Source organism: Rathayibacter sp. AY2B5 (assembly GCF_002931645.1).
Classification (GTDB): domain Bacteria; phylum Actinomycetota; class Actinomycetes; order Actinomycetales; family Microbacteriaceae; genus Rathayibacter.
Genome location: NZ_PSUE01000030.1, coordinates 24,616 through 37,692, shown reverse-complemented (window position 1 = coordinate 37,692; position 13,077 = coordinate 24,616). Strand labels below are relative to the sequence as shown.

Genomic DNA, 13,077 nt, shown 5'->3' with positions numbered 1-13,077 from the left:
CTCGGCGAGCGCCCTCACCGGCGCGAGCGCCTCGATCGGAGCCGACCACCTCGGCTGGACCCCGCGCCTGATCACCGGCACCGGCGCCGTCGCGGGCGATCCGGTCGCCTCCTCCCTCGAGGGCGGCGCGGGCCTGCGCGACGCGCTGCTGCTCGGAGCCGCCGGCGGGGCCGGCACCTGGAGCGCCGACGCCGAGCTGCGGCTGCTGGCCGAGCCGGACGTCGAGGCCGGCTCCTACCGCTCGACGATCACGCTGTCGCTGTTCGCCTAGGCGCGGACCAGCGCAACGGCCGGGGACCGCGCCCCGCGGTCACTCCTGAGCGACCGCGACCGCCACGACGAGCGCGGAGTGGACCGTCGGCTCCGAGACGGCGAAGTAGCGGCTCGAGCCCTCGATCCAGGCCTCGGTCGCACCCTCCCTGGTGCGGAAGCGGACGGGCTCGTCGCTCGAGGTCCCACGCCCGTCGGCCTTCGCGACCGCCTGCGAGCGCAGATCGGCGAGCACCTGCTCCGCCGTCGTCGCCCCGGAGGCCACGCGGTCGCGGACGGTGCGGGCGCGCACCGCGTCGATCCCGATGTCGCGTCCGGTCGCCAGCGCCGCGACCACCGCGCCGTCGCAGTGCGCGATGCTGATCCGCATCCGCTCCAGCGCCGGGTGCTCGCCGCCGAGCACCGGGCGGCCGTGCGGTCCGGAGCAGCGCTCGCAGCGCGCGTCCACGGCGACCTCGAGGGGATCGATCCCGAGCGTCTCGGCGGCAAGCTCGCGCACGAGGACCCGGCCGAGGAGGAAGCCGTCCCGGACCTCGCGCCGACTCGTCGCCTCGTAGCGCAGGCGCTCGGCGAGGGTGAGCAGGCGCAGCATCCGGTGGCGGGCGGAGTCGAGGACCTCGGGCCGCGCCCAGCGCAGCTGCACGTCGTCGGTGGCGAGGAGGGGGAGTCCGGTCATGCCCCGGACGCTACGCACGCCAGGCGACATCGGCGTGACGGGAGGGTGGCCGGAGGGAGACGGGCCGCTGTTGACTGGGAGGCGTGCAGACCTTCCTCCCCTACCCCGACTTCCACCGCAGCGTCCGCGCCCTCGACGGCAAGCGGCTCGGCAAGCAGCGCGTCGAGACGCTGCAGGTCATGCGGGCGCTGACCGTCCCGGGGTACGGCTGGCAGAACCACCCCGTCACGCGGATGTGGCGGGGCTACCGGCCGGCGCTGATGACCTACCAGCGCGAGACCTGCGCGGAGTGGACGGAGCGCGGCTTCGCCGACACGTGCCTCGTGAAGACCGAGGAGGCCCTCGCCGCCGCCCCGGAGGATCTCGCCGCCTACCTGACCGGCGACTACCCGCTCCCGCCGTGGTTCGGCGACGAGCGGCTGCACCTCTCGCACCGCTCGAAGCTCGTGGCCAAGGACGAGGACCACTACGGCCCGCTGTTCCCCGGCACGCCGCCGGGGCTCGACTACCTCTGGCCCGTCGGCGCCTGAGCTCAGGCCGCGGGCGGGCGGAGGAACGGGATCGCGATGCGCGGACGGAACACCTCGCGCTGGTTCGCCTTCACCAGTCCGCAGATGATCAGCACGAAGTGCACCAGCCAGAGCACGGCGAACAGCGTGATCGGGATGCCGATCGGATAGAAGTCCTTCGCGAGCGGGGTGTCGGAGGCGGCGAAGAGCAGCACGACGTGCGCGCCGAGCGTCACGACCCCGATCAGGATCACCGTCAGACCCCAGTTCGCCGCGTTCCGCGCGTTCTCGGCGGCGAGCCCGCCCTTCCTCCGGGCGGAGGGGTACACGGACGCCATGACGATGCCGCCCACGATCAGGCTGAGGAACGGGATCCCGATGAACGCGAGGAAGCCGAGAGCGTACGAGAGGGCGCCCGTGGGCGGTGCGGGGACGGCCTGCGGGGGCGCGACCGGAGCGGCCTCCGGGGTCGTCGCGTCGGCCGGTCCGGGGTCGGAGGAGGGGCTCGCCATGCCGACAGCCTAGGGAACACCGTCCCCCGGGTCGCGGTCAGGGTCTTTTCAGGCCTCTGGCCGGGCCTTCGTCTTCGGGGGCTCTCGGGTTAGTCTGTCGAGGTTGACCTGCCGCACGGAGCGTGCAGGGCGTCGGCCGCGGTCGTCGCAGCATCCGGGGGGATTCGCGAAGGAGAAGGTTTGGCGTCCGACAGAAGGACCACCGGTGGTGTGGTGAAGGCGATCGTGGGCTTCCTGGGCATGAGCGTCGTGGCCGGAGTCCTCGTGACCGCCACCGTCACCCCGGCCGTGGCGCTCGCCGGAGTCGCCGCGAACCAGTCGATCGGCGTCTTCGACGGCCTGCCCGACTACCTCGAGGTCGACAAGCTCTCCGAGAAGAGCAACATCTACGCGACCGGCTCCGACGGCCCGCAGCTGCTCGCCTCCTTCTACGTCGAGAACCGCGTCGAGGTGCCGCTCGACCGCATCGCCCAGGCCGCCAAGGACGCCGCCGTCTCGGGTGAGGACCCCCGCTTCTACGACCACGGCGGAGTCGACCTCCCCGGCACGCTCCGCGCCGTCGCGCAGACCTACGTGCTCGGCAACGACGTGCAGGGCGGATCCTCGATCACCCAGCAGTACGTGAAGAACGTCCTCGTCGAGAAGGCCGTCCGCAACATCTCGGACGACGCCGAGCGCGCGGCCGCGATCGACGAGGCCACCCGGACCTCTCCCGAGCGCAAGCTCCGCGAGATGAAGCTCGCCATCGGGCTCGAGAAGCAGTACACGAAGGACCAGATCCTCCAGGGCTACCTCAACATCGCGTTCTTCGGAGGCACCACCTACGGCCTCGAGACCGCCGCGAACTACTACTACGCGACCTCGGCCGCGGACCTCTCGATCGCCCAGGCCGCGAGCCTCATCGCGATCGTCAACAACCCGGCCGTCCTGCGGATCGACCAGCCCGACAACCCGGACAACGGCGCCGCGAACGGCTACGCCCGCAACAAGGACCGCCGCGACTACATCATCGGCAAGATGCTCGAGGAGGGGAAGATCTCGCAGGAGGACCACGACGCCGCCGTCGCCGCTCCGATCGAGCCCCGCATCACCCAGCCCAGCACCGGCTGCTCGACCGCGGGCAACGCGGGCTTCTTATGCGACTACGTCACCAACGTCCTGAAGAACAACGAGATCTTCGGCGCCGACGAGGACACCCGCTGGACCAACTTCCGCCGCGGCGGCCTCGACGTCTACACGACGCTCGACGTCGGCCTGCAGGACGCGGCCGTCGCCGCCGTCGACGCGCAGGTCCCGCAGACCTGGAACTTCGACGTCGGAGCCGTCTCGGTCAGCGTCGAGGTCGGATCCGGGCGCGTGCTCGCGATGACGCAGAACAAGAAGTACTCGCAGGATCCGGACGTCCTCACGACGGACCCGTCCTACAGCGCCGTGAACTACAGCACCGATCGGGCCAACGGCGGATCCTCCGGGATCCAGCCGGGCTCGACCTACAAGCTCTTCACCCTGGTGGAGTGGCTGAAGGAGGGCCACAGCATCAACGAGTCGGTCGACGGGACGCGCAAGTCCACCTGGGGCACCTTCACGGACTCCTGCGTCTCCGGCGGCACCGACACGAGCAACGAGACGAGCGCGAAGAACGACGAGGGCGGAACCGGCGAGGTCGGCACCCCGGTGTCCTTCACGAAGACCTCCCTCAACACCGGCTTCGTCGGCATGGCCCGTGAGCTCGACCTGTGCGGCATCCGCGACACCGCGGTCGACATGGGCGTGAAGCAGGGCAGCGGCGAGGAGCTCGAGCACAACCCGTCGTCGGTGCTCGGCACGAACTACGTCTCGCCCCTCTCGATGGCCGGCGCCTTCGCCACCATCGCCTCCGGCGGCACGACCTGCGACCCAGTCGCGATCGACCGCATCACCGACTCCGCCGGAGCCGACCAGCCGGTGCCCCCGGCGAACTGCCGCCAGTCGATCGACCGCAACGTCGCCGCCACCGCGGCCGTCGCGCTGCAGGCGACCTTCACCGGCGGCGGGACGGCCGTGGCCTCCCGCACCGGCGACGGCGTTCCGCTGATCGGCAAGACCGGCACCACCGACGACGCGAAGGCCACCTGGATGACCGGAGCGAGCACCCGCGTCGCGACCGCCGTCGGCGTGTTCAACGTGAAGGGCGACGCGAACCTGCGCCTCGGCCGCTACTCCTTCGACTCCGGATCCGCCGCCACCGCGCGCCACCGCATCTGGCCGGTCGTCATGCGCGCCGCCGACGCGACGTACGGCGGGACGGCGTTCCCGGAGGCCGACGGCTCGCTGCAGGTCGTCCCGAAGGTCGACATCCCGGATGTCGTCGGGCTCTCCTCCGCCGACGCCGAGGCCAAGCTCGAGGCGGCCGGCTTCGGCGTCGTGCAGGGCGGCACGGAGGCGAGCGACGCCGCGGTCGGGACGGTCACCCGCGCCGACCCGTCGGGCTCGGCCCCGCGCGGCACCGCGATCACCGTGTTCACCAGCTCCGGCAACCAGAAGACCGTGCCGAACGTGACGGGCCAGGACCTGGAGGCCGCGAAGAACGCCTTCGGCGCCGCAGGCTTCACGAAGATCACGCTCGCCTGCGCCGAGGACCCGAAGGCGCCCGACGCCGGCCAGGTCACCGGGCAGGAGCCGGCCGGCGGCTCCCCCGTCGCTCCGGACGCCACGCTGAAGGTGACGATCACCGCGAAGAAGTGCCCCTGACCGGCGCCCGACGGCTCGCGAGAACGCGTCCGGCCCGCGAGGATCCTCGGATCCCGCGGGCCGGACGCGTTCCTGTCGGACGACGGCGTCGGAGCCGGGGCTACTGCCCTCGCCCCCGGATCGCGCCGACGATCGCGACGGTCGCGAAGTAGACGATGAGGGCCAGCACGCCGAACGAGGCGAGCGCCCCGCTGGCCTCGGCCCAGGGCCGTCGCTCGTCCGTCATGGTGCCGGGCATGACGATGTCGAGGGCGAACATGCCCACCGCCAGGGCGAAGCAGACGAGGCTCAGCACGAGCAGCGCCCGGACCGCCTTGCCCACGGGGTCGTAGTAGCGCGGGTTCGACATCGTGCCTCCGGTTCTCGTGCTCTCGTGTCTATCCCGCCCGGACCGCTGTGGCAAGCCGTGGGGACGCGAAGACCCCCGCCCCTCCCCCTCCGCGGGCGCCGCTCGCGACGACGGGCGGTGCCGTCGTCACGAGCGGTGTCTCGCGGAAGGAGGAGGGACGGGGGTCGGAGCGGGACCGGCTACGCGGCCAGCGGGAGGGCGGCGGCCGAGGTCACCAGCAGCTCGCCGGCGACGGCGTCGACGCGGACCGCGCCTCCGTCGGAGACCTCGCCGCTGACGAACAGGTCGGCGATCCGGTCGTCGATGGAGCGCTGGACGAGCCGGCGCAGGGGCCGGGCGCCGTACTGCGGCTCGTAGCCGTTCTCGGCGAGCCAGTCGACGGCCGCCTCCGTCACCTCGAGCGTCACCTCGCGGGGAGCGAGGCGGGAGCGCGTGGTGTCGAGGACGATGCCGACGATCTCCCGCAGCTGCTTGCGGCCGAGGCGGCGGAACAGGACGATCTCGTCGATCCGGTTGAGGAACTCGGGGCGCATCGCCTCGCGGAGACGGCCCATGACGCGATCGCGCAGGTCCTTCTCCGAGGCGAAGCCCTCGGCAGACGCGTCGCTCTGAGCGACGAAGCCGAGCGCACCCGACCGCGAGGCCAGGAACTCCGAGCCGAGGTTCGAGGTCATGATGATCACCGTGTTGCGGAAGTCGACCGTCCGCCCCTGGCCGTCGGTCAGACGCCCGTCGTCGAGCACCTGCAGCAGCAGGTTGAACACGTCGGGGTGCGCCTTCTCGATCTCGTCGAAGAGGACCACCGAGTACGGGTTCCGGCGCACGCGCTCGGTCAGCTGACCGGCCTCGTCGTAGCCGACGTACCCGGGAGGGGCGCCGACCAGCCGCGAGACCGTGTGACGCTCGCCGAACTCGCTCATGTCGAAGCGGATGACCGACTGCTCATCGGCGAAGAGGGAGCCCGCGAGGGTGCGCGCCAGCTCCGTCTTGCCGACACCGGTCGGACCGAGGAAGAGGAACGAGCCGACCGGGCGCGAGGAGTCGCCGAGGCCTGTGCGGCTGCGGCGGACGGCCCGGGCGACCGCGGTGACCGCGTCGTCCTGGCCGATGACCCGCTGGTGCAGCTCGGTCTCGAGGTGGGCGAGGCGCTCGCGCTCCCCCTCCGTGAGCCGCGACACCGGGATGCCGGTGGCGCGGGCGATGACGGCCGCGATCTCGGTCTCGCCGACGACCGCCTCCGCGGGGGCGCTGCCGGTGGCCGCGTCGAGCTCCGCCTGCACGGCGCTGATCTCGTCGCGGACGCGGGACGCCTCCTCGTAGTGCTCGGCCGAGACGGCCGCGTTCTTTTCGGCCTCCAGGGTCGCCAGACGCTCGAGCAGAGCTCCGGTGTCGACGCCGGCTCCGAGGCGGAGGCGGAGGCGCGCGCCGGCCTGGTCGATCAGGTCGATCGCCTTGTCGGGCAGCACGCGGTCGGTGAGGTACCGGGCCGAGAGCTCGACGGAGGCGCGCAGGGCCTCGTCCGTGAAGCGCACGCGGTGGTGCTCCTCGTAGGCGGGGCGCAGGCCGTGCAGGATGGCGACCGCGTCCTCGATGCCGGGCTCGCCGACGCGGACCGGCTGGAAGCGCCGCTCCAGTGCCGGGTCCTTCTCGATGGTGCGGTACTCCTTGAGCGTGGTGGCGCCGACGAGGTGCAGCTCGCCCCGGGCCAGACGCGGCTTGAGGATGTTGCCCGCGTCCATGCCGCCCTCGCCGCCGCCGCCCGCACCGACCACGGTGTGGACCTCGTCGATGAAGACGATCAGCTCGCCGGAGTGCGCCGCGATCTCGTCCATGGTGCCGGTGAGGCGCTCCTCGAAGTCGCCGCGGTAGCGGGTGCCGGCCAGCATGCCGGGGAGGTCGAGCGAGATCACGCGCTTGCCGCGCAGCTGCTCGGGGACCTCCTCCGCCACGATCGCGCGGGCGAGGCCCTCGACGATCGCGGTCTTGCCGACGCCGGCCTCGCCGACGAGCACCGGGTTGTTCTTGGTGCGGCGGCTGAGGATCTCGACGGTCTGCTCGATCTCGTCGGCGCGCCCGATGACCGGGTCGAGCCGGCCCTCGCGGGCGAGAGCGGTGAGGTCGGTGCCGAACTTGTCGAGCATCGGAGTGTCGGAGGCGGGCTGTCCCGCCTCCTGCTGCTGCGGGGCCTCGGTCTCGCGCATGCCCTGGGTGAGGGCCTCGGCGGTGACGCCGGCGCGGGCGAGGACCTGCCCGGCGGGGGCGTCCTGGCCGAGCACGAGCGCGAAGAAGAGGTGCTCGGGCTCGATGTAGGTCGAGCCGCTGGAGCGGGCGACCTGGTAGGCGTGGAACAGCGCGCGCTGCGCGCTGGGGGTGATGGTGGCCGCGTTCTGCGAGGCGTGGGCCTCGTCGGCCTGCGGGAGGCGCGCCTCCGCGGCGGTGGCGATGGCGGCGGGGTCGACGCCGATGCGGCGCACGGCCTGCGAGACGGTCTCGTCGTCGATGAGCACGCGGAGCACGTGCAGGGCGTCGAGCTCGGTCTGGCCGCGCTCGAGGGCGAAGCGTCCTGCGGACTGCAGGATGTCGCGGGTACGGGCGGTGAGGAATCGGCTGAGGTCGATCGACCGCGCCGCGCGGGCGCGCTCACCGTCGAGGTAGCGGGCGAGGAAGTCGTCGAACGAGCTCGCTCCGGCCTCGCTGTAGTTGTCGGGCACCTGTCCTCCTGAGGAAGTTGAGTCGGTTACGCTCAAGTTCAACGCAGGGGTGCCGTTCCTATTCCCGCCCCTCCCCCGCGAGATGCCGCTTCGGTCCACGGCACACCGCGGCGGGCGTTCCGACCGGCGTCTCGCGGGGACGGGAAGAGGCACGGACTCCGGGGAGTCCGTGCCTCTCTGCGCCGACGCGCATTTCCTCCGGGGTGGGAGCTCTAGGGGATGAGGTAGCCCGCCGCGCGGAACAGCTCGTACCACTCCGGCCGCGTGAGCGGCAGATCGGAGCCGAGGGCCGCATCGCGCACGCGCTGCTCGTTCGTCGTGCCGAGCACGACCTGCATGCCCGCCGGGTGGCGGGTGATCCAGGCGGTGGCCACGGCGATCGCCGGGACCCCGTACGTCGCTGCGAGCCGGTCGATGACGGCGTTCAGCTCGGGGTAGGCCGGGTTGTCGAGGAAGACGCCGGTGAAGAACCCCGCCTGGAAGGGCGACCAGGCCTGGACGGTGATGTCGTTCAGGCGGCAGTAGTCGAGGATGCCGGCGTCGCGCATGACGGACTGGTCCTCGCCGACCATGTTGGAGGCGACGCCCTGCGCGATCAGCGGCGCATGGGTGATCGAGAGCTGCAGCTGGTTCGCCACGATCGGCTGGTTCAGCGACTTCTTCAGCAGCTCGATCTGGTACGGCGTCTGGTTCGAGACGCCGAAGTGCTTCACCTTGCCGGACGCGTGCAGCTCGTCGAATGCGCGGGCCACCTCATCGGGCTCGACGAGCGCGTCGGGCCGGTGCAGGAGCAGCACGTCGACGTAGTCGGTGCGCAGCGCCTTCAGCGAGCCCTCGACCGAGGCGATCAGGTGCTCGTACGAGAAGTCGAAGTAGGGGCCGTCCGGGACGATGCCCGCTTTGGTCTGCAGGACGACCTGCTCGCGCTCCGACGGGGTCAGCGCCATCGCCTCGGCGAAGCGCTCCTCGCAGCGGTGCAGCTCGCCGCCGTACACGTCGGCATGGTCGAAGAAGTCGATGCCGGAGTCGCGGGCGGCGCCGACGAGGCCGCGGATCGCCTCGTCGCTCATCTCGGGGATGCGCATGAGGCCGAGGACGACGTTCGGGGAGTCGACACCGGAGGTGCCGAGGGGGACGTGCTTCACAGGGAGTGCTCCTTCGCTGGATACCTCGACCACGGTAGGCGCCCCGCCTGGGCGCCGTCCAACAGGGGGTGCTGGTGCGATTCATCCGGCGGAGTGGTGAATCGGCGGAGGGCGTCGAGGATGCCGGACGAACGTGGTGCCGCGACCCCGATTCCGCGGCAGGGAGGGAGTCCTTCGTCGTTCGTCCTGAGTTCTGAACGGCTTGTCCGCGCATCGCGACGGTGGAAGGCTGCCGCCATGACGATCGAGGTGCGCGCGGCCACCGTCTTCGACGACCTGGCGACGATGGTCGGCCCGAAGCGCCCCGACGCGAGCGTGTGCTGGTGCCTGAGCTACCGGCTCCGCTCCCCCGTCGAGAACCGGGCTCTCGCCGGTCCCGCTCGCGGCGCCCGGGTGCGGGAGCTCGTCGCGGAAGATCCTCCGCCCGGCGTCCTCGCGTACGACGGCGACGAGGTGGTCGGCTGGGCGGCGGTGCACCCCCGGGCCGACACGAGCTACGCGACGAACCGGCGCATCCCGCACGTGGACGCCCTCGACGTGTGGAGCGTGTGGTGCCTGCGCGTGCGGCCCGGCTTCCGCGGGCGCGGAATCTCGCATCCGCTGCTCGAGGGCGCCGTCGAGTTCGCCCGAGCCCACGGGGCACCGGCGATCGAGGGCTACCCGGTCGACAACGCCGGTGCGGAGGTCGACCGGACGATGGCGTACGTCGGCACGCGCTCGCTGTTCGAGCGCGCCGGCTTCGAGAAGGCCGCGGACACGACCTCGGTGCTCGACGGCTTCCCCCGGGTGCTGATGCGCCTGGCCCTCTGAGGCGCGCACGACGGCCGCTCCGGCCCCGCTCCGCGAGACACCGACGTGTCGCCGAGGCGCCGCCGACAGGACGGCGCCTCGGCGACAGGGCGGCGCCTCGCCGGGTGCGGTGACCCGGCGCCCGCCCGCCGCCCGGAGACGAGGAACGGCCCCTCACCCGCGAGGGGAGGGGCCGTTCGCCGTGGAGGCCGGGACGTGGTGTCGACGCCTAGAAGTCCCAGTCCTCGTCCTCGGTGTTCACGGCCTTGCCGATCACGTAGGAGGAGCCGGAGCCCGAAAAGAAGTCGTGGTTCTCGTCCGCGTTGGGCGAGAGGGCCGACAGGATCGCGGGGTTCACATCGGTGACCTGCTTGGGGAACATCGGCTCGTAGCCGAGGTTCATCAGCGCCTTGTTGGCGTTGTAGTGCAGGAACTTCTTGACGTCCTCGGTCAGGCCGAGCTGGTCGTAGAGGTCCTGCGTGTACTGCGCCTCGTTGTCGTAGAGCTCGTAGAGCAGCGAGAACGTGTAGTCCTTTATCTCGTCGCGCTTGGCCTGGTCGACCCGCTCGAGCCCCTTCTGGAACTTGTAGCCGATGTAGTAGCCGTGCACGGCCTCGTCGCGGATGATCAGGCGCACGAGGTCGGCCGTGTTGGTGAGCTTGGCGCGCGAGGACCAGTACATCGGCAGGTAGAAGCCCGAGTAGAAGAGGAACGACTCCAGCAGCGTGGAGGCGACCTTCCGCTTCAGCGGGTCGTCGCCGCGGTAGTAGTCCATCACGATGGACGCCTTCTTCTGCAGGTTCGGGTTCTCCATCGACCAGCGGAAGGCCTCGTCGATGTCCTGGGTGTTCGACAGGGTCGAGAACACCGAGGAGTACGACTTGGCGTGGACCGACTCCATGAACGCGATGTTCGTGTAGACGGCCTCCTCGTGAGGCGTGATCGCGTCCGGGATGAGCGAGACGGCGCCGACGGTGCCCTGCACGGTGTCGAGCAGGGTGAGCCCGGTGAACACGCGCATGGTGAGCTGCTGCTCCTGGTGCGTGAGCGTGTTCCACGACTGGATGTCGTTCGACAGCGGGACCTTCTCGGGCAGCCAGAAGTTGCTCGTGAGGCGGTTCCACACCTCGACGTCCTTGTCGTCCTGGATCCGGTTCCAGTTGATCGCCTGGACGGAGTCGACGAGCTTGAGCTTCTCGGGGGGAGTCATGATTCCTTCTCGCTGCTGCGGATGGGTCGTGCGGAGGGGGGTGGGGCTGCGTGCTCTAGAGCATGCACGAGACGCACTGGTCGAGCTCGGTGCCCTCGAGCGCCAGCTGACGGATGCGGATGTAGTAGATCGTCTTGATGCCCTTGCGCCAGGCGTAGATCTGGGCGCGGTTGACGTCGCGGGTGGTCGCCGTGTCCTTGAAGAAGAGCGTGAGCGAGAGGCCCTGGTCGACGTGCTGCGTGGCGGCGGCGTAGGTGTCGATGATCTTCTCGTAGCCGATCTCGTACGCGTCCTGGTAGTACTCCAGGTTGTCGTTCGTCATGAACGGCGCCGGGTAGTAGACGCGGCCGAGCTTGCCCTCCTTGCGGATCTCGATCTTCGACGCGATCGGGTGGATCGAGGACGTCGAGTTGTTGATGTACGAGATCGAGCCGGTCGGCGGGACGGCCTGCAGGTTCTGGTTGTAGATGCCGTGCTCCATGACCGAGGCCTTGAGCGCACGCCAGTCGTCCCGGGTGGGGACCGCGATGCCCGAGTCGGCGAAGAGGCGGGAGACGCGCTCGGTGGCCGGCGCCCACTCCTTCTCCGTGTAGGTGTCGAAGAACTCGCCCGAGGCGTACTTCGAGTCGGCGAAGCCCTCGAAGGTGGTGCCGCGCTCGATGGAGAGGTTGTTGGAGGCGCGCAGGGCGTGGAACAGCACCGAGTAGAAGTAGATGTTGGTGAAGTCGATGCCCTCCTCGGATCCGTAGTGGATCCGCTCGCGGGCGAGGTAGCCGTGCAGGTTCATCTGGCCGAGGCCGATGGCGTGCGACTTGTCGTTGCCGTCCTCGATCGAGCGGACCGAGGTGATGTGCGACTGGTCGGACACCGAGGTGAGGCCGCGGATCGCGGTCTCGATGGTGCGGCCGAAGTCGGGCGAGTCCATCGTCAGCGCGATGTTCAGCGAGCCGAGGTTGCAGGAGATGTCCTTGCCGATCTCCGCGTAGGAGAGGTCCTCGTTGTAGGTCGTCGGGGTGTTGACCTGGAGGATCTCGGAGCAGAGGTTGGACATGTTGATGCGGCCCTTGATCGGGTTCGCCTGGTTCACCGTGTCCTCGAACACGATGTAGGGGTAGCCCGACTCGAACTGGATCTCGGCGATGGTCTGGAAGAACTCGCGCGCCGAGATCTTGGTCTTCTTGATGCGCGGGTCGTCGACCATCTCGCGGTACTTCTCCGAGAGGGAGATGTCGCCGAAGGGGATGCCGTAGACGCGCTCGACGTCGTAGGGCGAGAAGAGGTACATGTCCTCGTTGTTCTTCGCGAGCTCGAACGTGATGTCGGGCACGACGACGCCGAGGGAGAGCGTCTTGATGCGGATCTTCTCGTCGGCGTTCTCGCGCTTGGTGTCGAGGAAGCGGAGGATGTCGGGGTGGTGCGCCGAGAGATACACCGCTCCCGCGCCCTGGCGCGCGCCGAGCTGGTTGGCGTAGCTGAAGCTGTCCTCGAGGAGCTTCATCACGGGGATGATGCCCGAGGACTGGTTCTCGATCTGCTTGATCGGGGCGCCGGCCTCGCGGATGTTCGAGAGCGAGAGGGCGACGCCGCCGCCGCGCTTGGAGAGCTGGAGCGCGGAGTTGATGCCGCGGGCGATCGACTCCATGTTGTCCTCGATGCGCAGCAGGAAGCAGGAGACGAGCTCGCCGCGCTGGGCCTTGCCGGTGTTGAGGAAGGTCGGGGTCGCGGGCTGGAAGCGGCCGGCGACGATCTCCTCGACGAGGGCGGTCGCGAGCGTCTCGTCGCCCTGGGCGAGGCCGAGGGCGGTCATCACGACGCGGTCCTCGAAGCGCTCGAGGTAGCGCTTCCCGTCGAACGTCTTGAGCGTGTACGAGGTGTAGTACTTGAACGCGCCGAGGAAGGTCGCGAAGCGGAACTTCTTCGAGTACGCCAGGTCGTTGAGCTGCTGGATGAACTCGAACGAGTACTGGTCGAGCACGGCCTGCTCGTAGTACTCCTTCTCGACCAGGTAGTCGAGGCGCTCCTTGAGCGTGTGGAAGAACACCGTGTTCTGGTTGACGTGCTGCAGGAAGAACTCGCGAGCGGCCTCGCGGTCCTTGTCGAACTGGATCTCTCCGTTCGGGCCGTAGAGGTTCAGCATCGCGTTGAGCGAGTGGTAGTCCATCTGTGCGGCGTCGCG

At 70.1% G+C, this 13,077-nt stretch carries 10 protein-coding genes and 1 pseudogene; 4 read left to right on the top strand and 7 right to left on the bottom strand.

All coding sequences use genetic code 11. From position 1 onward, the window contains the following. Nucleotides 1–271, top strand: a pseudogene (locus C5C30_RS17810) (hypothetical protein); the annotation flags it as partial. A 39-nt stretch (nt 272–310) separates the two neighbouring features. Here the strand turns inward: C5C30_RS17810 and C5C30_RS15305 are convergent. After that, nucleotides 311–946 carry a 4'-phosphopantetheinyl transferase superfamily protein gene (locus C5C30_RS15305; RefSeq protein ID WP_104247717.1) on the bottom strand — a complete coding sequence of 212 codons (636 nt, stop codon included), beginning with the start codon at nt 944–946 and terminating at the stop codon, nt 311–313. A gap of 83 nt (nt 947–1,029) precedes the next feature. Here C5C30_RS15305 and C5C30_RS15300 point away from each other — a divergent pair, with 83 nt between their 5' ends. Further along, complete coding sequence (locus tag C5C30_RS15300) at nt 1,030–1,476, top strand: MSMEG_6728 family protein (protein ID WP_104224363.1); 447 nt, start codon at nt 1,030–1,032, stop codon at nt 1,474–1,476. A 2-nt stretch (nt 1,477–1,478) separates the two neighbouring features. Here the strand turns inward: C5C30_RS15300 and C5C30_RS15295 are convergent, their stop codons facing one another. Continuing rightward, complete coding sequence (locus C5C30_RS15295; RefSeq protein ID WP_104261493.1) at nt 1,479–1,967, bottom strand: DUF4870 domain-containing protein; 489 nt, start codon at nt 1,965–1,967, stop codon at nt 1,479–1,481. Nucleotides 1,968–2,147: 180 nt separating this feature from the next. Here C5C30_RS15295 and C5C30_RS15290 point away from each other — a divergent pair, with 180 nt between their 5' ends. Beyond that, nucleotides 2,148–4,697, top strand: coding sequence for a transglycosylase domain-containing protein (locus C5C30_RS15290; RefSeq protein ID WP_258066005.1), 2,550 nt, complete (start codon nt 2,148–2,150; stop codon nt 4,695–4,697). Nucleotides 4,698–4,797: 100 nt separating this feature from the next. Here C5C30_RS15290 and C5C30_RS15285 read toward each other — a convergent pair whose 3' ends face one another. The 3 genes from C5C30_RS15285 to C5C30_RS15275 form a co-directional block, all read right to left on the bottom strand. Further along, nucleotides 4,798–5,046, bottom strand: coding sequence for a hypothetical protein (locus tag C5C30_RS15285; protein WP_104224361.1), 249 nt, complete (start codon nt 5,044–5,046; stop codon nt 4,798–4,800). 179 nt (nt 5,047–5,225) lie between these two features. Then, nucleotides 5,226–7,757, bottom strand: a complete 2,532-nt coding sequence (locus tag C5C30_RS15280) for an ATP-dependent Clp protease ATP-binding subunit (protein WP_104334032.1) — start codon at nt 7,755–7,757, stop codon at nt 5,226–5,228. A gap of 212 nt (nt 7,758–7,969) precedes the next feature. Beyond that, entirely contained in the window at nt 7,970–8,902 is a 933-nt protein-coding gene (locus C5C30_RS15275; protein ID WP_258066004.1) for an aldo/keto reductase family oxidoreductase, read from the bottom strand. Nucleotides 8,903–9,139: 237 nt separating this feature from the next. Here C5C30_RS15275 and C5C30_RS15270 point away from each other — a divergent pair, with 237 nt between their 5' ends. Continuing rightward, nucleotides 9,140–9,712 carry a GNAT family N-acetyltransferase gene (locus C5C30_RS15270; RefSeq protein WP_104334031.1) on the top strand — a complete coding sequence of 191 codons (573 nt, stop codon included), beginning with the start codon at nt 9,140–9,142 and terminating at the stop codon, nt 9,710–9,712. A 208-nt stretch (nt 9,713–9,920) separates the two neighbouring features. Here the strand turns inward: C5C30_RS15270 and nrdF are convergent, their stop codons facing one another. Next, complete coding sequence (gene nrdF / locus C5C30_RS15265; RefSeq protein ID WP_104224358.1) at nt 9,921–10,901, bottom strand: class 1b ribonucleoside-diphosphate reductase subunit beta; 981 nt, start codon at nt 10,899–10,901, stop codon at nt 9,921–9,923. Nucleotides 10,902–10,956: 55 nt separating this feature from the next. Then, nucleotides 10,957–13,062: a class 1b ribonucleoside-diphosphate reductase subunit alpha gene (nrdE, locus tag C5C30_RS15260; protein WP_104334033.1), complete on the bottom strand. Its 2,106-nt coding sequence runs from the start codon at nt 13,060–13,062 to the stop codon at nt 10,957–10,959. Between the last annotated feature and the right edge of the window lie 15 nt (nt 13,063–13,077).